The following is a 23,438-nucleotide window of genomic DNA, read 5'->3' as shown; positions in this document are numbered from 1 at the left end:
TACAATTATTTTATTTTTAAAATTATTTTGAAGTAGCCATTGATAAAATTTGTCAATTGTGAATAAGAATGTATAAGTTTGTAAAAGCAAAATAAAAAGTATATGACCCAAGATGAATTGTTAGTATTAATATATAAGAAAGATGACAAGGCTTTTACACATCTATATGATATGTATTCAAAAAGCTTGTTTGCAGTGATCAATGTTCTTGTAAAAAACAGAGAAGAAGCAGAAGATGTGCTTCAGGACGTATTTGTCAAAATCTGGAAAAATATAGATTCCTATCATGAAAGCAAAGGGCGTTTCTATACTTGGATTCTAAATATTGCCCGTAATACATCAATAGACAAACTGCGTTCTAAAAATTTTAATAACAGTCAAAAAAACCTTTCTTCAGATAATTTCGTACATCTGTTAGACGACAGTAACAAACTCGTTAATAAAATTGATACTATTGGTATACAAGAATTTGTAAAAAAACTAAAACCAAAATGTATTCAAATAATAGATTTACTGTTTTTTAAAGGGTATACCCAACAAGAAGCTTCTGAGGAATTAGAAATTCCTTTGGGAACCGTAAAAACTCACAATCGAAACTGTATTAATGATTTAAGAAATTATTTGAAAGTATAATGGAAGCAAAAGAATATATAGAATCAGGTATTTTAGAGCTCTACGTTTATGGTTTACTCAGTGAAACCGAAAATGAGGAAGTGAATACCATAGCAAAAAATAATCCAGAAATAAACGACGAAATTATTGCTATAGAAACGGCTATCATCGCTTTATCTTCTAGCTTTTCACCGTTTATTTCTGCCGCACATTTTGAGAAAATAAAAGAGAAATTAGAGCTCAAACACTCAAAAGTTATCGAGCTGGAGCCAACTCGAAACTGGTCGCAATATGTTGGTTGGGCAGCAGCAATTATTTTGTTGGTTGGTGTTGGTTACCAATACAATCAGTTAGAGCAAACCAATACTCAGGTAGTAAATGTTGAAGCTACAAAAGCGAAAATTGAAAAAGATTTGAATGCTTTACAATTAAAAAGCAAAGCAAATGAAACTAGTTTAGCGGTTATAAGAGATGTTAATAATACTGTAGTACCTTTAGGTGGACAGACAGTTGCGCCACAATCTTCAGCTAAAGTATATTGGAATAAAGAAACCAAAGCGGTTTATGTAGATGCTGCAGGATTACCAGAACCTCCAGAAGGAATGGTATATCAAGTTTGGGCATTAAAACTGAATCCATTATCTCCGACAAGCATTGGATTATTGGACAATTTCAAGGTTAATGACCAAAAAATGTTTGCTGTAGATAATGCAATGGATGCGGAAGCTTTCGGTATTACATTAGAACCTAAAGGTGGAAGTTTAACTCCTACAATGGAACAATTATATACGCTGGGGAAAGTGTAAATAGTATTTTTTCTTCATAATTAACAGAAAAGGTTCAACTTTACAGTTGAACCTTTTTTTATTGCCAAATATTGGATATGCAAATAAAAAGTGCACATTAAGTTAAGCTACATTTTTGTAATTAATTTGATTGTTAAATTCTTCAATAGTTGCATAATTCAACCCAGAATGTCTCTTTTTCCTGTTGTACCAAATTTCAATGTATTCAAAGATTTCTAGGTTCATTTGTTCTTTAGAAATCAGTTTGTTCCATAAATCAATTCCGTTTTCAAGGATTTAAAAAAACTTTCCGCTACAGCATTGTCCCAACAATTTCCTTTGCGACTCATACTACGGGTTATTTTTTTATAGGAATCAAGAACATTTTCAAACTTTTTACTGGCATATTGAACACCTCTGTCGGAATGAAAAATCAAACCTTCCTCAATATTTCGGTTTTTAACCGCCATTTTCCAAGCTCCAAGCATAGTTTTATTTGTACTCATTCCATCGCTCAAACTCCAACCTATAATTTTTCGGTCGTAAAAATCCATAATAGTTGTCAGGTATACAAATCCCTTTTTGGTTTGAATATAGGTGATATCAGAAACCCACGCTTTTGAAGGCATTTTTACAATAAACCCGCTGTTTAATATATTTTCAACGATTAAATAATTATGATTTGAGTTGGTCGTTACTTTGAATTTCTTGCTTAATTTACTTCGTAAGCCTAGCTGTTTCATATATTTTACTACACTAATTGCTTCGCCTGTTCGAGCAAAGCTCTCGAGTCTTGAAATTTCATAACCAATACTCCTAAGTTCTTATGTTATTCTAGGACTTCCGTATCATTGTTTGGATTCAAAATAAATCAATGTTATCTTTTCTTTTATGGCGATTTTTCGTTGCTGTCTTGCAGTGATTGTTTGTTTGTTCCATCGATAGTAACTTCCATTACTCACTTGTAGAACTTTGCACATTTTTTCAATGGGGAATAGTTATTCATTGTTTTTAATGAAACTATAAATCATCGACCGCTCTTGGAAAAAATGCCGATTGCTTTTTTTAATATAGCACGCTCTAACTCGGCATCTTTGTGTCTTTTCTCCAATTCGTGAATTTTTTCTTGTTCAGGACTTCGTTTTAAATTCCCTTTTTCAGGAAAACTTCCCTCTACAAACTCCTCGAACTCTTTGCGCCATTTGTACAACTGTGGTGCTGTTACTCCCAGCGCTCTGGCCAGTTCTGATACGTTTGTTCTCTCTTAACTTAATTGGACGGCTTTTTCATTGAAAGCTTTGTCGTCAATTTTGTGCACTTGTTTCATAGGGTAAAATTAAGATTATTTCTTAACCTTCTTTGATGGCTAAGTTAGCATGTCCATATCTCTTATCTATTTAAATACCACTCGACTATTTCCTTTTCTGAATACAAAAAGTTAGTCCGAATCCATGATGCAATCAAGCATATCGAATAAAATTATCTGAAAAACAACACTTTAGACTCTCTATCTGAAAAGGTTGGATTTACTTCCTACAATCCTTTTTTTACTAGTTTCAAAGAAATTTCGGGTGTTTCGCCTTTGGAATATTTAAAAATCGCAAAAGTTACATTTGACGAATTAAAAAAAGGTTCAACCGTTAAGTTAAACCTTTTTTTAAGGAAATAATTCAAGAACTATTTCTTGTAGTATTTTCTATATTTTGGATAGGAAATAGCTCCAATTAAAGCAATTGCTCCTAACGAAATCCAAATCCAATCCAATGATTTAGCTTCACCACTTGCATAGGAATGCAAACCTACTAAGTGAAAATTCACTCCATAATAGGTAAATAAAATGGATACAAAAGCAAACATACTCATCAGGTTAAATATCCATTTACCACGCAAAGACGGAACAAATCGAGCGTGAATCACAAAAGCATAGACCATAATACTAATTAAAGCCCAAGTTTCTTTTGGATCCCAACCCCAGTAACGTCCCCAGCTTTCATTGGCCCATTGTCCTCCAAGGAAGTTTCCAATGGTTAGCATTATTAAACCTATTGTCAGTGCCATTTCATTGATATAAGTGATTTCTTGAATATTCAAATCCATTTTGGCTTTGTTTTTTTCATTGGTAAACAATATCAGTAATAGAGAAACCGCTCCCAAAATCATTCCCAGTGCAAACGGTCCGTAACTTGCAACAATAACCGCTACGTGAATCATCAACCAATACGAATTAAGAACAGGCTGTAAATTAGCAATCTCGGGATCAATCCAGTTCATAAATGCAGCAAACAAAATCATTGAAGTTACAAATGCAGACGCGGCAACCGTAAGTTTTGATTTTCTGTCGAAAGCCAAACCAAAGAACATTGTAGCCCAAGCAACATATATAATGGATTCATACGCATTACTCCAAGGTGCATGACCTGAAATGAACCAGCGCACTATCAATCCAATGGTATGTAAACCGAATAATATTCCAATAATGACATGAAATGAATTAATCACGATACGCAATATCTTTTTCTCAAAGATAATGTTGAGTATTGTAAAGATTAGCATTAAGCAACCGATTGTAAAATAAGCCATGAAAAGATTCTTGAAAAGATCAGATTTGTTATATAAGATTTCCAGTGAAATTTTATCTTCGCTTGGTCTTACTTTAGCTCCAAATTTTTTCTGAAAACCATTTATACTTTCTAATAATTCATTAGCCGTTTTATATTTTTTGGTATCCGCCGCATTAGTCAAAGTCCCAAAATACAATGGCAATACACTTTTAGTATATGTTGAATCCATTCCTTTCATTCCTGATTCATTCAATTCTAAGTAGGAAATCCACTTATTATTTTCATGGTTCGGAATAGGGAAAATCTTTAATATTCGTCCGCTTAAAGCCGACTCCATCAGATTTACTTTTTTATCAGTTTCAATAAAGTCCTTCTCAAATTGATTTGGATTGGCATTTTTAAAAGCATCATCCAGATAAGGTGACAATTTATAGTTTCCTTTTTCGTCAAAAAAGGAGATGAAAGGAGCATATTTTGCTTCTTTAGCAATCCCAATAATTTTTCGAATGCTATCATTTCCTGCTTTGATATAAATTAAAGGAACTTCAATCCATAGTTTAGCATATTGCGTCATCGACAATAATACCTGATCTGAATTCATACCTTTGTAAGACTCCATATGACTTACTTTTCTCAGCAATTCAGATGAAAAGGTATTAACCGGTTTCATTCTTCCTCCAGCATCTTGTATAATTAAACGTCCAAATTTGGCGGCATGATCTTCTGGAACTTTATATTTATTCAGTAATGAATCAATTTGTTTTTCGCTTGGAGTCTGATGTTGATGATCGTCATGACCTTGGGCAAAACTATTAAAACCAAGTAGTAAAACTAAAATCGTAAGCACTTTAGCCTTTTTCGCTTTCACTACTTCGAGTTTTCGTTTCAAATCAGCAAAACGGGAATACTTGGTAAACATAATAGACATCATTGCAAAGAACAACATGAAGTAACCGCTATAAGTAATTGCAGTTCCCCAGAAATCGTGATTCACTGATAAGACCGTTCCTTTTTCATCAGGATCGAATGAAGATTGAAAAAATCGAAATTGTTTATAATCTAAAACATTATTCATAAAAATTCTGGCATCAAATGATTTAGTTGAATCCTGAACGGTCACCTGGCTTTCAAAAGAAGAATAGCTTTTCTCTGTTCCTGGATATTTTTTGGCGATAAAATCATTCAGTTTTATCTTGAAAGGCAAGATATAAGCTTTACTTCCGTAAAATAAAGTATACTCTATATTTCCAATTTTGACTGTTTTAGATTCTCCTATTTTACCTTTAGAACCTAATATTGTAACTTCTTTTTGTTGTCCATCCGCACTAACATTCAAGACTAAAGCGTCTTCATGATTCTTTTCTTTAAAATCATTTTTTGAATCATACCCAATTACACCTTTCACCGCAGGATCTGGAAATACAAATCGCATTTCACCAATAGTATACAAAGAACGCATCATTAATGGTTGCGATGCACCTTTAGTCACTTTACCTTGTAATTTATCAGCCATGCGCATATAATTACCTTCAAAGGGTGTTTGTATGGTACTGGTATTACCGGCAATATTTATATTAATAGCTCCTTCGGTATATTTATTCAACGAAAATAATACATTATGTATATTTTGAATTTCACCTTCTTTTAGCAGGTGTTCATGACGTCCGCCATCGCCTGCTTCAACGATTTTAAAATACAATATACCTTTAGGATCCGGTTTGATAACTTCTTTTGCACCCAAAATAAAATTTTTATATTTTACTTTGAACTCAGTATCAGCAAATTTATCTGAAATAGAAAAATTATTATTGGTAACTGGCGACAGCAATAAAGGTTTTTCAAAAACTCTGCGTTTCATTTCGCCTTTGTACTCACCGTCGACAAAAACAGTAAGAAAGGTTTTATCTGAAAAAACTTGATTTTCAGCAGCCCCTTCGCGAATAGGCATCATCCCTTCATAACTAATATATCGGGTAACGAATGCACCCAAAAGAATAAAAACAAAGGCCAAATGGAGTAATAAAGTCGCCCATTTTTCTTTTTTCAATAGTTGATAACGCTTAATATTTCCTATGAAATTGATCATAAAAAACACCATAATGGCTTCAAACCACCAAGCGTTGTAAATCCAAATTTTAGCTGTATCAGTATTGTATTTGCTTTCGATAAAAGTTCCGGCCCCCATTGCAATTGCAAATGATAAGAAAAGGATAGCCATTAATCGTGTAGAGAACAAAATAGAGAATATTTTTTTAATCATTTGTAGGGTATTTCATTTCATATAAAGTGCCACAAAAGTACTTAAAAATGTTGACTTCTATATTTGTACAATTGTTAATTTAATCCAAAATTAAGACTTTTTGTTTTCTGATAAAAAAATGATTTTGATGCCAATAATACTTTGCAAAATATTGCAAAAACAGTAAAAAACGGTTAATATTTTTTTCATAATTTTGCCTTATGACTAAAGTAATAATTATTGGTTCTGGAAATGTAGCACAGCATTTGATTGCTGCTTTTCAAAATTCGCAAAAGTTGGGAACAGAAATCGACTTGATTCAGGTTTTTTCAAGACAAAAAGAAAGTATCGCTCACCTTCTCGATTTAGATAAAATCACAGATGATTTAGCAACTTTGGAAGAAGCTGATTTGTATATCATAGCCGTTTCTGATGATGCAATCCCTGCTGTTTCTTCGCTACTTTCATTCAAAAACCGTTTGGTGGTACATACTTCCGGAAGTATTCCCTTAAATGCTTTGGATGATGATAATCGAAAAGGCGTATTTTATCCCCTGCAAACATTTACCAAACATAAAGAAGTTGATTTTAAAACTATCCCCATTTGTTTAGAAAGCGAAAATGCGACTGATTTTCAATTATTGGAAAAAGTGGCCAAAATAATTTCAGATAAAGTTTTCGCTATTAATTCAGAGCAACGCAAAGCATTGCATGTTGCGGCTGTATTTGTCAATAATTTTGCCAATCATTTGTACCAAATAGGAAGTGAAATTTGTCAGGAAAATCAGGTTCCTTTTGAAATTTTAAAACCTCTAATTACAGAAACGGCACAAAAAATAATGGTTCTTTCGCCAGAAGAAGCTCAAACCGGACCTGCTAAACGCAATGACAGTGCTACTATTAGGACGCATGAGGCTTTTTTATCCAATGAAAACCATTTGAAAATTTACAAAACACTAACACAATCAATACAACATAATGGCAAAAAGTTATAAAGAAATAATGAATGATATCACCACTTTTATTTTTGATGTCGATGGCGTACTAACTGACAGCTCTGTTTTTGTAACTAATGAAGGAGCTATTTTGCGAACTATGAATATTCGTGATGGTTATGCCATGAAAGCAGCTGTGGAAAGTGGTTACAATGTCTGTATTATTTCAGGCGGAAGTAATGAAGGCGTTCGAATTCGGTTAAGAAACCTTGGTATTACTGACATATATCTAGGAACACCAAACAAAGTGGAAACATTTGATGAATATACGGATGTTTACAATATAAATCCAAAACACGTTTTGTACATGGGAGACGATATTCCTGATTATCATGTCATGAAATTAGTTGGTTTACCAACTTGTCCGCAAGACGCAAGTCCTGAAATTAAGACAATTTGTACATATATTTCGCATATAAACGGTGGAAAAGGAGCTGCTCGCGACGTGATTGAACAAGTGATGAAGGTACAAGGAAAATGGATGGAGCATTTTGACGGGAAACACGATTAGTTGCTATTTTAAAATATTGAATTATAAATTTTAAATGAAATAAATGTTTCCATTTCTAAAACTAATCCGTTACCAAAATTTACTGCTGCTTGCATTTATGCAGCTCATTTTCAGATATGGGTTTTTTAAATTTCAAAATATCCCACTGTCCCTAGCGGATTGGCAATATTTATTATTAGTCTTATCCACCATTTTACTTGCAGCGGGTGGTTATGTAATCAATAATATAGTTGACCAAAATACGGATAACGATAACAAACCAAATGATGTCGTTGTAGGTAAAATAATTTCTGAAGCAAAAGCATACAATATATACATTGTGCTCAATTGTTTGGGTGTGGGTATTGGATTTTATCTATCAAATGTGATACTAAAACCTGGCTTTGCTTCTATTTTTATTTTGATTGCCGCCACCCTTTATCTTTACGCCACAAGTTTAAAACAAATGGTTCTCATAGGAAATGTAATTGTGGCTTTATTGCTCGCTTTTAGCGTTGTTATAATAGGAATTTTTGATTTATATCCTGCTACTTATGAAGGAAACCAGGCACAAATGTCTGTTATTTTCTCTATTCTTTTAGATTATGCGATTTTTACTTTCTTCCTTAATTTTATTAGGGAAATTGTTAAAGATTTGGAAGATGTAAATGGAGATTACAATCATGGAATAAATACTTTACCGGTAGCAATAGGAATTAACAGAACTACCAAAATAGTTTTTGCATTAAGTATCATCCCTATAATTGCAATCCTTTTTTATATCTATAATTATTTGTTCCTCTTGATTTACATCACTATTTACTTCTTATTTTTTGTTGTGGGACCATTACTTTATTTCACAATCAAAATTTGGAATGCAAAAACAAAAAAGAACTTTTCTCAATTGAGTTTGTTACTAAAATGGATACTTTTTTTTGGAATTTTATCTATCCTTATAATCACCATAAACATGAAATACAATGCTTAAAAATAAATTAAAAAAATACAAATTGATTCTTGCGTCCGGTTCGCCAAGACGTCAACAATTCTTAAAAGATCTAGATTTGGATTTTGAAATCAGATTAAAAGAAATTGAAGAAGTGTATCCTCCTGAATTAAAAGCATCATCAATTACAGATTATTTGGCTAAATTGAAAGCAAGTGCATTTGAGGGCGAATTACAACACAATGAAATTCTTATAACAAGTGATACGATTGTTTGGCATAACGACAAAGCTTTAGGCAAGCCGAAAGATGCAGCGGAAGCATTTTCCATTTTAAAATCTTTGTCGAATAATACCCATGATGTGATTACTTCAGTTTGTTTTAAAACTACTTCGGAAATAAAGGTTTTTAATGAGCTGACTAAAGTTACTTTCAACGAATTAAGTGATGAAGCTATTAACTATTATTTAGAAAATTACAAACCGTATGACAAAGCAGGTGCGTATGGTATTCAGGAATGGATTGGTTTTATAGGTGTTTCAAAAATTGAAGGTTCTTATGCTAATGTGATGGGAATGCCAACGGATAAAGTTTATGAATATTTAAGTAAATTAGCATAATTAAATAATTGGTATGGATTTAATTTTCGATTATATAAAAGAACTAATTGGTACAGGAGTACTTTTGACTATATACATTTCATTACGATTGTTAACAACAAAACTAGTAAGACGCTATGCTAAATCAAGTCATACGCTGGAACATCGTACTAATTTAGTCATCAAATACATTCATTTATTTATTAATATTTTAATGTTTATTGCTTTAGTCTTAATCTGGGGAGTAGAGACCAAAGATATTTTTATTGCACTTTCTTCTATTACGACTGTTGTAGGCGTTGCCATGTTTGCGCAATGGTCTATTTTAAGTAACATCACATCTGGTATTATTTTGTTCTTTTCTTTTCCGTTTAAAATTGGAGATGTAATAAAAATTCATGACAAAGACTTCCCTTTTGAAGCTGAAATTGAAGATATTGGTGCTTTTCATGTGTACTTGAAAACCCTTGATGGAGAAATGGTTATCTACCCTAACAACTTACTTTTACAAAAAGGAATTTCAATAATGAAAAATCAATTTATTGATAAAGAATTTATTGATTAATTGCAATTTTATAAAAATATAATTTACTTTAGTTCTAGCTATAAAATCATTTTGTTGCTAATGTAGAAATTATGCAACTATTTTTAAAAAATTTATAAACATTAAAAGTTTTTTTACCTCATATTTGTTTGTTAGATTTTAAATTATTTGTAATTAAATTTTAACACATTATAAATACAACGAAAAATATGAATGACACTATAAAACTTCCATTTTACGCAAAACTTGCCCTAACTTTAGTGTGCCTTATTAGTTTTGGCTATATTTTTTACATCGGTCAGGAAATTTTGATCCCAATTCTATTGTCCTTTATATTTGCCATATTATTAAGACCAATTGCACATTTTATACGACACAAACTTTATTTCCCGCATGTCATCGCGGTTATGATAACTGTATTATTATTTGTTTTATTTTTTATTGGCCTTTTTACCTTTTTATCAATTCAGATTAGTGAAATGGCTAATGATTTTAATAAAATCGAGAGAAACATTGCAATTCATATTCATAATGTTCAACAATATATACGAGAACATTTCAATATAAGTTCCAGAGAGCAAAAACAATATCTGGACAGTGCGACGCAAGATTCCATGGAAAAAGGAAAAGAAATGATAGGAACGACTTTAATGTCTTTTACAGATACTCTCCTAAATCTTATTTTAATTCCTATTTATACTTTTTTAATCCTTTTGTACAGAACGCATTTCATGCTTTTCTTTTCAAAATTGGTAAAAAAAGAATACCATACTAAATTGCAGGATATTTTATCTCAAATAAAAGTAGCCGTAAAAAGTTATATTGTAGGCTTAATTATAGAAATGATTATGGTTTCTATCTTAACAACTGTTGGATTCATGATAATAGGCGTAAAATATGCTATCTTATTAGGGATTATTACGGGAATTCTAAATTTAGTCCCTTACGTAGGAATATTGTTTGCAGGTGTTTTAAGCATTGTAGCATCGTTAACAGGATCTCCTGACTTATCCATAATTGTTGGTGTGATTGTAGTCAACATAATTGTACAATTAATTGACAATAATATTTTAGTTCCATTGGTTGTGAGCTCAAAAGTCCAGATAAATGCATTTGTTTCCATCGTTGGAATCATTATTGGCGGGGCAATTTCTGGAATTTCCGGAATGTTTTTGGCTATTCCGATAATTGCCATTCTTAAAGTAATTTTTGACAGAATAGAATATTTAGAACCTTGGGGTTATTTGATGGGAGATGATTTACCAAAAACATATACTTGGCGCAACATTAAATTACCCCTTTTTGACTCAGAAACATCGGCAAAAAAAATCATAATCAAAACGGATATTGTAGTTCCCATGTTTACGGAAACCACAACAGAAACTGATATAACTAGGATTAATGATGAGAATTTAGAATCGAAAAATTAAAATAATTACACCCCATTTAAAGTATTTTTTTTAGATGCTAAAAAAACAAAGACTCATATTATTCCTTTTATTACTCTGCTGCTCTCAAGTCTCTTTTTCGCAAGTCGATAAACAAAAAAAAGATTCTTCCGAAGTATATAAAAATATTCAAACCTATTCGAAAAAAAATAAATTTACCAAATTCGTCCACAAATTAGTTTTTAGACCCGTTAATGTAAAAGTTGCGAAGAAAAAAGTAGTGCAAAAAAAACAGCAAGCTATTGAAGGTAAAGTAATTAGAAAAATTAATGTCATTACACTTGACCCATTTGGATATTCAGAAATTGATTCTACGAGAAGACCTAAAAATTGGGCAGAAAGAGAGGGAAACAGAATACATATTAAAACCAATAGACTTGCTATTCTGAATTTATTACTTATTAAAAAGAATAAACCGTTAGATTCTCTGTTAGTAAAGGAGTCCGAGCGTTTAATTAGAACTCAAAGATATGTCAGTAGAGTCAGTATAACCGCAGAACTGATCAACAACAATCCAGATTCGGTCGATGTTTCAGTTCGGGTGTTAGATTCATGGAGCATGATTCCAAAAGGTTCTGTTTCAAGTTCTAGGGCTACTTTCGATTTGAATGAACGTAATTTTCTTGGTTCAGGTCATGAATTTGATAATAAATTTAGAAATCGATTCAGCGATGGAAAAAACGCCTATAGTTTAGCATACAGTATTCCAAATATCAAAAATACGTTTATAAAAACTACCGTCAGATATTTCATCGATTTAGATAATTATTATGGTAAAAGTATCAATATTGAACGTCCTTTTTATTCCCCTTTAACAAAATGGGCTGGTGGAATTTATGTAGACCAACAATTTAGAAAAGATACGCTTCAAGATTCTAATTTGTTATATGCCAAACAAAATTTCAAATACAACTCACAGGATCTTTGGATAGGACATTCTTTTAAAATTTTTGAAGGAAATACAGAAAGTGACAGAACAACAAATTTAATACTATCAGGTCGATTTTTAAATATAAAATATCTTGAAAGTCCTTCGATTGAATATGACCCTATCGATTTCTATTCTGGAGAAAAATTCATTCTTTCGGGAATTGGCTTTACTTCAAGAAAATTCGTTGAAGATAAATACATATTCAAAAACGGCATCATCGAGGATGTTCCCATTGGAAAAATATATGGAATAACGGCCGGTTATCAATATAAGAATAATCAGGGACGTTATTATTTAGGTGCGCAAGCTTCTTTCGGAAATTTTTATGAGTGGGGTTTTTTAAGCACTAATATTGAGATAGGCAGTTTTTTTGACAAATCAAAAACCTCCCAAACTGCTTTTTTATTTCAGGCAAATTATTTCACTAATTTGATTGACATGGGAAGATGGAAATTAAGACAGTTTATTAAGCCCCAATTTATAGTGGGAACAAATCGTGCAAATTCTATTGGAGACCAACTTACTATTAATGAAAATTACGGAATCAATGGTTTTAACAGTGCCCAGTATGGAACTAAAAAAGTAATGTTGACATTACAGACTCAAGCTTATTCTCCTTGGGACCTATGGGGATTTAGATTAAATCCTTACTTTAATTATTCAATCGCTATGCTTAGTAATGTTGAAAAAGGATTGAAGGATAGTAAAGCCTATTCCAAAATTAGTATTGGATTTATTATAAATAATGACTTCTTAGTATTCAGTTCTTTCCAGATATCACTTTCTTATTATCCTTCAATTCCAAATGTTGGTGACAATATCTTTAAAACTAATTCATTTGAAACTACTGATTTTGGCTTTCAAGACTTTGAACTAGCTAAACCACGCACCGTAATTTTTAAATAGGCTAAAAATTAAATTATCTACTATTAAATCACTTCATTTTATATAGTGTGAATTATGTAATTATATACTAAAATTTTGTAAATTTATCTTACACATTATTTTATATCTTTATATTATTAAAAAAATTAACAAAAAACCTTAAAAAAAAATGAAAAAAATCACTTTTTATTTAATGATGATGGTATTATCATTAAGTGCGTTCCCAAGCACGATTTTGGCTGCTGAAAAAGCACCTGTTACAGTAACTAATACTACAAAAGAAGTACCAGCAGAAGTAAAAGTTTTGCTAAATCGCTTAGATGAAATTAAAGCAATGGATAAGTCTTCATTGAATTCTTCTGAGAAAAAACAACTTCGTAAAGAAGTTCGCACTATCAAATCTGAGTTAAGATCAACTGGAAATGGAGTATATTTCTCTGTTGGTGCAATTATCATTATCATTCTTTTATTGATTCTTTTATTGTAACAGACCTTGAATATATAAATTTAAGAGAAGTTTTAAAGCTTCTCTTTTTTTTTAAAATTACATCCCAATTTTGTGTGAACTAAAGTTTTATGGCATAACTATTGAATTTGTAAGAAATATTAGCTTTTAGCTAATAAAAAAATGAATGTTAATCAAATTATTATAAATGAAAACATTAAAATTAATCGCTTTAGGAATTATACTTTTTGCCTCAAGCACAATACACGCCCAAGTTTCAGTAAATGTAAATATCGGAACGCCTCCATTATGGGGTCCTGTTGGATATTCTAACGTTGATTATTATTATTTACCTGATGTTGAAGCCTATTATGACATTAGAGCAACACAATTTATTTACCTAAATGGAGGAACATGGATTCGCTCTAGATATTTGCCAGGACCTTATAGAAATTATAATTTGTACAATGGATATAAAGTTGTACTAAACGATTACCACGGATCTAGACCATACAGTAACTTTAAAAATCATAAAGTTAAATATTATAAAGGATACCATGGTAAACCACAAAAATCAATAGGTTCAAACCGTAAAAATGATAAAAAATACGAAAATCATGGTGACAACGGTAATTATAACAAAGGTCATAAAGAAGGAAAAGGTGATAAGGATCATGGAAATGGAAAACACTAATTAATAATGTAAAAAATACCAAAACATAAAAAAAACTCCACAATGGAGTTTTTTTTTATTTAAAAATGATTTCTTTTTTTGAATTTATTCTTACAACACAAAAAGGGTTTGTAAAAACTTGTGTAACCATACCTCCTGGTTCAGGAATAGTTTCTTTGACAGTTATGATTATATTTTTATCCGTTTCGACAACATTTTCAATTCCTATTTTATAGCCCCCAGTTGTTTTTTCTCCCATATTTAAAACAACAAAATTTGCGGTCTGTATATCATTTGAGCTAATTTTATTTTTTAAATTCTCATCGCTTTGGAGCATTTTTATCTCATTAGGCTCCGAAAGAATTTCAAAAAAACGAATACTTGCGCCACCATCATTTTGCTGAGTTAAAATTTCAAACAAAGGTTTTTTACCTGAAATTTTAGTAGCGGACGAACAGGAGACTAATACCGATGCGGTAAAAAATAGCAGAGCAATTTTTTTCATTTTTATTTAAAATAAAATTAAGAATATAATTCAAGAAGAACTTTATACGTATTGCTTTATTGCTTTTTTATATAACTCTTCATACAATGGCAATATATTTTTTATATCGAATTTTTTAGCTATATCTAACGCGTTTTCTCTGAATTTTTTTAGAGTTTCATCATCTTTCAAAATTTTCAAAGCATTCGCAGCCATTTCATCCGTATTTCCTACATCGCTCAAATAGCCTGAAATCCCATCAAAATTTACTTCTGGTAAACCTCCAGAATTACTTGAAATTACCGGAACACTCCAAGCCATTGCTTCCAAGGCAACTAAACCAAAACTTTCCGTTTCTGACGGTAACAAAAACAAATCAGTGTAACTTAGAATTTTATCAATTTCATTACTGTTTCCAAAAAAGATTACCTTGTTGGAAATACCTAATTCTTGGCATAAATATTCCGCTTTCTCCTTTTCTGGACCATCCCCTACCATCATTAACTTAGCAGGAATTTCCTTTTGAATGTTGTAAAATATTTTTATAATATCGGGAATTCGTTTTACTTTTCTAAAATTACTAATATGGGTAATTATACGTTCATTTGCTTTTGCCATAACAGAACGATGACATGCAATACTTGGATCATTAACATTCTTATCCAATTCAATAAAATTTGGAATAACCTCAATTTCTTTTTTTATGTTAAATAACTTAAGAGTCTCGTCTTTCAAACTTTGGGAAACTGAAGTTACATAATCTGATTTATTGATACTAAAAGTTACTGCAGGCTTATAGAATGGGTGATTCCCAACTAAGGTTATATCAGTTCCGTGTAGCGTTGTAACCATAGGAATGTTAATTCCTTCATCTTTTAGCATTTGTTTGGCCATATAACCTGCATATGCATGTGGGATGGCATAATGCACGTGTAACAATTCAATTTTATATAACTTTACCATATCGACTAATTTGCTCGATAAAGCCAATTCATATGGTTGATAATGAAACAAAGGATATTCAGGTACATTAACTTCGTGGTAATGCACATTAGGATTCAAAAGAGCCAGTCGCACGGGTTGACTATAGGTTATGAAATGAATTTCATGACCACGTCTTGCCAATTCAAGCCCTAATTCTGTAGCTACAACTCCACTTCCTCCAAAGGTAGGATAACAAACTATTGCAATTTTCATGTATTTATTTTAATGAAACGAAATTAATAAAATTAGCTCGGAATTTTAAAGAAAGTTAAGTTAAAAACTCATTTTTTTAAAATTTCATTCGTTGAATTCTTACCGCATTCAAAATGGCCAATAAAGCAACACCAACATCCGCAAAAACGGCTTCCCACATTGTGGCTAATCCCCCAGCTCCCAAAATTAGAACTATCAGTTTTACAGAAAAAGCTAAACCAATATTTTGCCAAACGATTTGTTTTGTCTTTTTTCCAATGTGTATTGCGGTAAAAATCTTTGTTGGTTGGTCATTTTGAATAACAACATCTGCAGTTTCAATGGCAGCATCACTTCCTAAGCCACCCATAGCAATTCCAACATCGGCCAGAGCGATTACTGGTGCATCATTTACTCCATCACCAACAAATGCTATTATTAAATGCTGTTCTTTTAATTCTGTAACTTTTTGAACTTTATTCTCCGGCAATAATTCCCCAAAAGCTTGGTCAATATTCAACTCTTTGGCGACAAGCGAAACAATGGCCTGATTATCGCCAGAAAGCATAATAGTTTTAATATTTAATTTGTGTAAGCTTTGAATTGCTTCTTTTGCATCTTCTTTAATTTCGTCAGCAATAATAAAATAACCGACATATTTTTGATTCAGGGCAACTACAATAATTGTAAATAGAATAGCATCAATTTTAGTGTCATAACTGATGTTAAATTTCTTCATCAATTTAGTACTTCCTACTAAAATTTCTTTTCCATCGACAAGCCCTTTCATCCCATGACCTGCTATTTCTTCTACTTCAGCAACTACAGTATCTTTTGCAATATTTTTTGCATATTCAATTATAGCTGAACCAACAGGATGCGTAGATTTAGTCTCAATTGCGGCAGTATATTTTACCAAATCAGCTTCCAAAATCCCTACAGCTACCACTTTTTGAACTTTAAAAACACCTTTAGTTAATGTTCCGGTTTTATCCATAACCACAACTTGAATAGCTGCTAAAACATCTAAAAAAGTAGAGCCTTTAATTAAAATTCCGTTTTTACTGGCTGCGCCAATTCCACCAAAATAACCCAATGGGATTGAAATTACCAAAGCACAAGGACATGAAATCACCAAGAAAATTAAAGCTCGATATAACCAATCTTTAAAAACATAATTCTCTACAAATAACATTGGAAGCAAACAAATTCCTATGGCCAGGAAAACAACTATTGGGGTGTAAATTTTGGCGAATTTTCTAATAAATAATTCGGTTATAGCTTTTTTAGCAGTGGCTTCCTGAACCATCTCCAGAATTTTAGATAATTTGCTATCGGTAAAAATGGCTGTAACTTCAACTTCAGCAACCCCATTGAGATTAATCATTCCCGCAAGAACCATTTCTCCTTTTGATTTGGTATCAGGTTTGCTTTCTCCAGTTAATGCTGCTGTATTGAAAGTGGCAGATTCGGAAAGTAGCTTTCCATCCAAAGCTAATTTTTCACCGTGCTTTAATTGTATAATTTCACCAATGGTAATGTCCGAAGCTTTTTTAGAAATAGTTTCAAGTCCTTCAACAACATTTGCAGAATCTGGTCTTTGGTCCAATAATGCCTTGATGCTTGATTTAGCTCTTTTTACAGCTAACATTTGAAATAATTCCCCAATAGAATAAAATAACATTACAGTAACACCCTCAGCATATTGGCCAATTCCAAAAGCACCGAGTGTAGCAATACACATTAGAAAAAACTCTGAAAAAACGGCGCCTTTACGAATACTCTCAAAAGCTTCTTTTAACACTGGCAAACCTACCGGAATATAAGCGACACAAAACCATACAATCCTAACCCAACCCACAAACCAGGTTTGAGGAAAATAATTGTCTAATGCGATTGCCACTAATAGCAGTAGTAAGCTTATTATTGAAGGCAAAAACATTTTAAAAACAGTATCGTTCCCATTTGAATGATCGTGGTCGTGATCATCATCAGCATGGTTTTCTGAATCATCGTGCGAACAACATCCCACATCTTTGACCATTTTATTAACTTTTTTTTCTTCTGCTGCGCAACATTTGTTCTCCGGTAAAGTTTTATGTTGGGATGCCATTTTAAATTGTTTTATATTTAATGAAAAACGAAAAATAAATAATAATAAGTAATGTGGTTATCCCAGTAATAAAAAATGTAGTATTCGCACCAAATTGATACCAAAGGACTCCGGCAAAAGAACTGGCCAATAACGCGCAAATACTTTGAAATCCAGAATAAGTTCCAATAGCAGTCGCAGTATCTTTTTTATCAGAAATATTACTGATCCATGCTTTCGAAATCCCTTCGGTTGCAGCAGCATATACACCGTAAATTATAAATAATCCACCAATAATATAACTGTTTTTAGTAAATGCCATTCCAAAGTAGACAATTGCAAATAGAAAAAGTCCAAAAGTAAACATTTTTTTCAATCCAATTTTATCAGCAAAAATTCCTAATGGAAATGCACAAAGAGCATAAACCAAATTGTAAAAAATATAAATCTCTATTACCACAGTATCATTTAAACCTGCTTGCTTCGCTTTTAAAAGTAAAAAAACATCGGAACTATTGAATAAGGCGAAAGCTAATAGTCCAATTACTAATCTTCGATATTGTGCAGGACTTGTTTTCCAATAGCTAAGAAACGAGAAAAACGAAGTCTGTTTTACCTCCGTTACCTGTATCTTAAGTTTATCTTTAAGCAAAAAAGAAGCAAATACCGCTAGTAAGCCTGGAATAAAAGCAACATAAAAAAGCGTTTTGTACTGTTGTGGATAAAAATGAAGATAAATCAAAGCTACAACAGGTCCTAGAACGGCACCAAACGTATCCATTGATCTATGAAATCCAAATATCTTTCCTTTCGTTTCAGCAGTTGCTTGATCAGATAAAATAGCATCTCTTGCACCAGTACGAATTCCTTTTCCAAAACGATCAATTGCTCGGGCAAAAAATATCCAAAGAGGGAAGACGAATACCGCCATCATGGGTTTTGAAATAGCACTAAAACCGTAGCCCAGACGCACAAATGGAACACGTTTACCTGAACTATCAGATAACTTACCAAAATATCCTTTACTTAATCCAGCTAAAGCCTCGGCAAAGCCTTCTAAAACACCAATTAATACAATCGAGAACCCAATCGATTTAAGGTATATAGGCATTATTGGGTAAAGCATTTCGCTCGCTGTATCCGTAAATAGACTAACTAGTGATAATATCCAGACTGTTTTTGTTATGTAATTCAGTATTTTCATTTTGCCTTTTTTTCAGTGAATCCTATTCTTAATAGCAATTATCTGTCCTTTTTAGACCTTTTCTTGTTAAGCCATTTATTAGCTTTATACGTTATATAAGCAGAGCCACTTCCTATTATTGCTCCAGCAAATACATCCGTGGGATAATGTACCCCTAAATGCATTCGAGAATATCCTACTGCGCTCGCCCATACAAAAGAAGGCGCAATAACATACCATTTTGGATAAGCCATACTCAATGACGTTGCTGTTGCAAAAGCGGTAGAAGTATGACCGGAAGGAAATGAATAACCCGGTGCCGACGTCGCCTGATCAATATCTGAATACGTATCAAATGGTCTCTCCCGCTTTATAGTACGTTTTAAAGCAGTTGTTATAAATGCTGAAACCAGAAAAGTTTCTCCAATAAATATTGCCTGTTTTTTGATTGTACTGTCTTTCTGAATTAATCCTACGGAATAAATAATAATTGGTGCTGCTACACTAATTGGAATCGCACTATTTGTTATTGTCTTAAAAGTGGGGTCTAAGGATGTATTTCTGTGAACATTGATATCACGCAAAATATTGATATCGATATTTTGTGCATTTAAAAATGTTGTGCAAAAAAGTAAAACCGTTAAATAGCTTATTTTAAAAACATTTTTGTTATTATTCATACTCTTAATTTTCAAACCAAATATACTATAATACATAAAGCGATTTTCAAATAAATGTTTCAAAATTAAATTCCTAAATGGCTTTTAAAAGCAAAAAGCCAATGCGAAATTGTTTACTAATTTCATATTGGCATTTTGCTTTTAAAGTGATTAATTCCGCTATTTTACGATCGCATCATAAATTACTTCCTGAATATCTTCTCGAATATTTTCTTTAGAAAGTCTGTTTTCTGCTGCAACCGGAAAAGTTCTATTAGATAAAAATATATAAACTATTTCTGTTTCAGGATCGGCCCACGCCATCGTACCTGTGTAACCAGTATGCCCGAAGCTAGTCATCGAAGCACATCCGCAGGTAGGTCCTGCAATACCTAACTGTGGCTTATCGAAACCTATACCTCTCCTATTTCCTTCTGCACAAAAATAGCAGGTGTTAAAATCATTAAATGTTTTCTCAGAAAAATATTGGTGATTTCCATAATTCCCCTTTTGCAAATACAACTGCATAATTTTAGCCACATCCATGGCATTCGAAAAAACACCTGCATGACCAGAAACGCCACCTTCTAATGCTGCCGATAAGTCATTCACATAACCTTGCAAAATTTGTTTACGGAAATAAGAATCCATTTCGGTCGGTGGAATTCTGTTTTTATCAAACTTTTTCAATGGATTAAAGCTTGAATTATTCATTCCGAGTGATTGATAAAAATTTTCCTGGATTAAATCATCTAATTTTTTACCCGTTGTATTTTCTAAATAATCTTTAAGAATCATAAAAGTAAGATCACTGTATTTATATTCTTTTTTAACAGCTAATTTACTTTTAACAATCATTTTCATTATCGAGTCATGAAAATCATTTCTTATAAAAAGACTATCTCCTAACTGTTTAGAAAATTGATCATTGGATACTTTTTTAAAATATTTTTCTGAAAGATTCGATTTATCCATTGTTGACTTATAAAATGGTATTCCCGCTACAAGTCCTGCATAATGTGACAATAATTCCTTGAAATGAATATTTTCTTTATTGGAATTTTTAAATATTGGAGACATCGTTCCTAATGTCGTTTCCATATTAATTTTTTGCTGATCATATTGTTGCATCACGTTTGGCAAAGTAGCCAGAATCTTTGTTAATGATGCGACATCATAAATATCTGAATCCACAACCTTCAAATCATTGTTATAAGTGTGATAGCCAAATGACTTTTGGTAAATAACTTTTCCTTTCCTAGCAACAACTACCTGAATTCCAGGAGTCATTTTGTCATTGATAGCCTTTTGGGCTAAAGCATCAATTTTAGACAGTATTTCAGGATTCATCCCCACATTTTCTGCAGCGGTAAATCCCAATCGGTTTAGTTTTTCGGTGGCTAAACCATCATTAACTTTGAAATTTGTGTTTATGGATACCGGTAATTTTCCTTTGGCTTCAATAGCTCCAAAAATCAATTCTGCCGCAACTTCTTGCGCGATCGTACTGTTCTGATAAGAAACAATTAAGCCTTCAATATCATCAAAATTTGCAATAGGCAATAAAGAATATGGTTTTGCAAAAATATCCAGAATAACATTATTATTGCTGGCTAAATAATTGATTTTAAATAGTTCCTCTGAGTTTAAATCACCGTTTTTAAAAGCTATATCTGATTTATGATAACCAATAATCACCGTCGAAAATAATTTTAATTTCTCTTGCAAACTATCCAAGTTACTATCTGACAAAACTGTAATCTCTGCATACTTTTTTAATGTAGAAACAAAAGTATCATTACTGTCATCCCCCATTTTTACATAAGCAATTTTTTGATTTTCTAAATTTTTAATAGGTAAAAGAGAGGTCTTATTTTTTAAAACAGTAACAGCATTTTCAAATAATTCATATTGCAAAGCGTCATTTTTAGTTGCATTTAAGTCTTTATATAAATTAGATATTTCAATAGGTTTATAGTATTTTAAATCCGCTTTATATTTAAATTTTAGAATCTTTTTTACTGAAAAAGCTAATCTTTCCTCCGAAATTAAATTAGTAGAATAGGCAAGTTTGAATTTATCTATTGCTATAGGAACATTTTCAGGAAATAATAAAATATCATTTCCAGCTATAAAAGCTTCAAAATTGATTTCACTCGGAGTATTAGAGTTACTAACCCCTTTCATATTCAAAGCATCCGTAAATATAAGTCCTTTGAAACCCAATTCTTTTTGAAGAATAGTAGTGACTACATTATAAGAAATTGATGAAGGGTAATTTGGCCTTGGTTCTAAACTGGGAACATTCAAATGCCCAACCATAACCGAAGAAAGTCCTTCGTGAAACATTTTTCTATAAGGATAAAACTCCACCTCTTCCAATCTTTCTTTAGAGAAATTAATTGTTGGCAGTCCTTTATGAGAATCCGTCTCTGTATCACCATGCCCGGGAAAATGTTTCCCGGTCGAGAAAATACCTTGGCTTTGTACCCCTTTCATTAAAGCAATTGCTCGCTCTGTAACTTTATATTTATCTTCACCAAAAGAGCGAAAACCTATGATAGGATTTCTGGGATTTGTGTTAATGTCAAGAACAGGCGCAAAATTAAATTGAATCCCTAATCGTTTGCTTTGTTCCCCCATTTGAACTCCCAATTTCTGTATCAATTTCATATCCTGAATGGCTCCAAGAGTCATATTCCAAGGATATCGAGCGGTAGAATCCAATCGCATATTTAAACCCCATTCCGCATCATTGCCTATAAATAATGGGATTTTAGATTTGGATTGAAAACGATTTGTCAAATTTGCTTGACGTACCGGACCACCCTGAAAGAAAATTAGGCCTCCAATTCTGTTTTCGGTAATCAGTTTATCAATAGCATTAAAATGAACTGTATCTTTATTAGAATAAGCAGCTACCATAAATAATTGGCCTATTCTTTCGTCTAAATTCATTACAGCGTAAATACTATCTACCCATTTAGTTCCTTCAGGAGGTAACTCAAAAAGTGTCGGTGCATTTTTTAAATCATCATTTACAGAATTACCTGTTTTCGATGGAATATTGCTTACAATTATTTTAGGCTTATTAATTTTTGTACCAACACAACTAGCGGCAACAAAAAGAAACAGGACATAAAATAAAACAATTCTGATGCCTATTTTTTTCATTGAACTATTTGTTTTTAAAAAAAGCGACTGTGCCAGCTGTCAATGGCAGGAACTTCCCAAGATTCATTGTATTCTTCAATGTTATTAACCAAATTATTAAAAACGATAGTGTTTTCAGTAACAGCTTTATCCTTAACCATTTTCTTAAAATCAATCAAAGGCTTATGTGCAATATGCTCTCCTAATTTGAAAGTCACATTCATTTTATCCAATAAATCAACCGCATATTTTTGTTCTAAACTTTGAATAAACTCAACAGATGAATCAATTGAACATCCTGTTGCAGCCTGAACATCCTGATCAACGGCAATTATAATGAATCTATTGTATTTTAACTGATAAGAAGACACTAGGCTTGTTCCGTGTGCAGCCCAGCCTTCAAGAAAGAATTGCAAAGCGGTTTCTATTTCAGAAAACTCGGCATCCGAAAATTTTCTGTTTGATTGATAAATCCATATTTTAGATTCTTCGGGTAAATTTTCAAAAGGAACGTACATAATTTTATTTTTATAATTAAC

The 23,438-nt window shown here is 32.0% G+C and carries 22 protein-coding genes; 11 read left to right on the top strand and 11 right to left on the bottom strand.

The window, feature by feature from the left end:
- Window positions 1–102: 102 nt before the first annotated feature.
- A complete protein-coding gene (locus ACFX5D_RS07190) occupies window positions 103–633 on the top strand; it encodes an RNA polymerase sigma factor (RefSeq protein ID WP_379857559.1) in 531 nt (176 codons plus the stop codon).
- A complete protein-coding gene (locus ACFX5D_RS07185; protein ID WP_379857558.1) occupies window positions 633–1,418 on the top strand; it encodes an anti-sigma factor in 786 nt (261 codons plus the stop codon). The genes ACFX5D_RS07190 and ACFX5D_RS07185 overlap by 1 nt, the downstream gene beginning before the upstream one ends.
- Before the next feature lie 102 nt (window positions 1,419–1,520).
- On the opposite strand, the gene ACFX5D_RS07180 is transcribed toward ACFX5D_RS07185, so the two are convergent.
- The 4 genes from ACFX5D_RS07180 to ACFX5D_RS07165 form a co-directional block, all read right to left on the bottom strand.
- Window positions 1,521–1,643, bottom strand: coding sequence for an IS3 family transposase (locus ACFX5D_RS07180; RefSeq protein WP_379857556.1), 123 nt, complete (start codon window positions 1,641–1,643; stop codon window positions 1,521–1,523).
- Window positions 1,644–1,657: 14 nt separating this feature from the next.
- Window positions 1,658–2,140, bottom strand: coding sequence for an IS3 family transposase (locus ACFX5D_RS07175; protein WP_379857555.1), 483 nt, complete (start codon window positions 2,138–2,140; stop codon window positions 1,658–1,660).
- Between the two features lie 284 nt (window positions 2,141–2,424).
- Window positions 2,425–2,607, bottom strand: a complete 183-nt coding sequence (locus tag ACFX5D_RS07170) for a transposase (RefSeq protein ID WP_379857554.1) — start codon at window positions 2,605–2,607, stop codon at window positions 2,425–2,427.
- A 467-nt stretch (window positions 2,608–3,074) separates the two neighbouring features.
- A complete protein-coding gene (locus ACFX5D_RS07165; protein ID WP_379857553.1) occupies window positions 3,075–6,218 on the bottom strand; it encodes a cytochrome c biogenesis protein CcsA in 3,144 nt (1,047 codons plus the stop codon).
- A 200-nt stretch (window positions 6,219–6,418) separates the two neighbouring features.
- Between ACFX5D_RS07165 and ACFX5D_RS07160 the strand changes: the two genes are divergently transcribed.
- The 9 genes from ACFX5D_RS07160 (at window position 6,419) to ACFX5D_RS07120 (ending at window position 14,173) form a co-directional block, all read left to right on the top strand.
- Window positions 6,419–7,192, top strand: a complete 774-nt coding sequence (locus ACFX5D_RS07160) for a Rossmann-like and DUF2520 domain-containing protein (protein WP_379857552.1) — start codon at window positions 6,419–6,421, stop codon at window positions 7,190–7,192.
- Complete coding sequence (locus ACFX5D_RS07155; RefSeq protein ID WP_379857551.1) at window positions 7,176–7,703, top strand: KdsC family phosphatase; 528 nt, start codon at window positions 7,176–7,178, stop codon at window positions 7,701–7,703. The genes ACFX5D_RS07160 and ACFX5D_RS07155 overlap by 17 nt, the downstream gene beginning before the upstream one ends.
- 43 nt (window positions 7,704–7,746) lie before the next feature.
- Entirely contained in the window at window positions 7,747–8,670 is a 924-nt protein-coding gene (locus tag ACFX5D_RS07150) for a geranylgeranylglycerol-phosphate geranylgeranyltransferase (protein WP_379857549.1), read from the top strand.
- The gene (locus ACFX5D_RS07145) at window positions 8,663–9,247 is read left to right on the top strand and encodes a Maf-like protein (protein WP_379857547.1); all 585 of its coding nucleotides are present in this window, start codon (window positions 8,663–8,665) and stop codon (window positions 9,245–9,247) included. Before ACFX5D_RS07150 ends, ACFX5D_RS07145 begins: the two co-directional genes overlap by 8 nt.
- Before the next feature lie 13 nt (window positions 9,248–9,260).
- On the top strand, window positions 9,261–9,791 hold the full coding sequence (locus ACFX5D_RS07140) for a mechanosensitive ion channel domain-containing protein (protein WP_379857545.1): 531 nt from the start codon (window positions 9,261–9,263) through the stop codon (window positions 9,789–9,791).
- Window positions 9,792–9,979: 188 nt separating this feature from the next.
- Entirely contained in the window at window positions 9,980–11,200 is a 1,221-nt protein-coding gene (locus ACFX5D_RS07135) for an AI-2E family transporter (RefSeq protein WP_379857544.1), read from the top strand.
- A 34-nt stretch (window positions 11,201–11,234) separates the two neighbouring features.
- Window positions 11,235–13,055, top strand: coding sequence for a BamA/TamA family outer membrane protein (locus ACFX5D_RS07130; protein WP_379857542.1), 1,821 nt, complete (start codon window positions 11,235–11,237; stop codon window positions 13,053–13,055).
- A 148-nt stretch (window positions 13,056–13,203) separates the two neighbouring features.
- Window positions 13,204–13,521 carry a hypothetical protein gene (locus ACFX5D_RS07125; protein ID WP_379857541.1) on the top strand — a complete coding sequence of 106 codons (318 nt, stop codon included), beginning with the start codon at window positions 13,204–13,206 and terminating at the stop codon, window positions 13,519–13,521.
- A 166-nt stretch (window positions 13,522–13,687) separates the two neighbouring features.
- A complete protein-coding gene (locus tag ACFX5D_RS07120; protein ID WP_379857539.1) occupies window positions 13,688–14,173 on the top strand; it encodes a hypothetical protein in 486 nt (161 codons plus the stop codon).
- A gap of 55 nt (window positions 14,174–14,228) precedes the next feature.
- On the opposite strand, the gene ACFX5D_RS07115 is transcribed toward ACFX5D_RS07120, so the two are convergent.
- The 7 genes from ACFX5D_RS07115 to ACFX5D_RS07085 form a co-directional block, all read right to left on the bottom strand.
- Window positions 14,229–14,573 (bottom strand): protease complex subunit PrcB family protein, encoded by a 345-nt coding sequence (locus ACFX5D_RS07115; protein ID WP_379857538.1) that lies wholly within the window; start codon window positions 14,571–14,573, stop codon window positions 14,229–14,231.
- Between the two features lie 126 nt (window positions 14,574–14,699).
- A complete protein-coding gene (bshA, locus tag ACFX5D_RS07110) occupies window positions 14,700–15,833 on the bottom strand; it encodes an N-acetyl-alpha-D-glucosaminyl L-malate synthase BshA (RefSeq protein ID WP_379857536.1) in 1,134 nt (377 codons plus the stop codon).
- A gap of 76 nt (window positions 15,834–15,909) precedes the next feature.
- Entirely contained in the window at window positions 15,910–17,925 is a 2,016-nt protein-coding gene (locus ACFX5D_RS07105) for a heavy metal translocating P-type ATPase (RefSeq protein ID WP_379857535.1), read from the bottom strand.
- 1 nt (window position 17,926) lies between these two features.
- Window positions 17,927–19,108, bottom strand: coding sequence for an MFS transporter (locus ACFX5D_RS07100; RefSeq protein ID WP_379857533.1), 1,182 nt, complete (start codon window positions 19,106–19,108; stop codon window positions 17,927–17,929).
- 38 nt (window positions 19,109–19,146) lie between these two features.
- Window positions 19,147–19,767 carry a phosphatase PAP2 family protein gene (locus tag ACFX5D_RS07095; RefSeq protein ID WP_379857532.1) on the bottom strand — a complete coding sequence of 207 codons (621 nt, stop codon included), beginning with the start codon at window positions 19,765–19,767 and terminating at the stop codon, window positions 19,147–19,149.
- 159 nt (window positions 19,768–19,926) lie between these two features.
- Window positions 19,927–22,920 carry a glycoside hydrolase family 3 N-terminal domain-containing protein gene (locus ACFX5D_RS07090; RefSeq protein ID WP_379857531.1) on the bottom strand — a complete coding sequence of 998 codons (2,994 nt, stop codon included), beginning with the start codon at window positions 22,918–22,920 and terminating at the stop codon, window positions 19,927–19,929.
- Window positions 22,921–22,934: 14 nt separating this feature from the next.
- A complete protein-coding gene (locus tag ACFX5D_RS07085) occupies window positions 22,935–23,417 on the bottom strand; it encodes an ABC transporter ATPase (protein ID WP_379852708.1) in 483 nt (160 codons plus the stop codon).
- Between the last annotated feature and the right edge of the window lie 21 nt (window positions 23,418–23,438).

The organism is Flavobacterium fructosi, assembly GCF_042787335.1.
Taxonomy (GTDB): domain Bacteria; phylum Bacteroidota; class Bacteroidia; order Flavobacteriales; family Flavobacteriaceae; genus Flavobacterium; species Flavobacterium fructosi.
The sequence above is the reverse complement of the archived record's forward strand: the minus strand, read 5'-3'. Positions and strand labels throughout refer to the sequence as shown.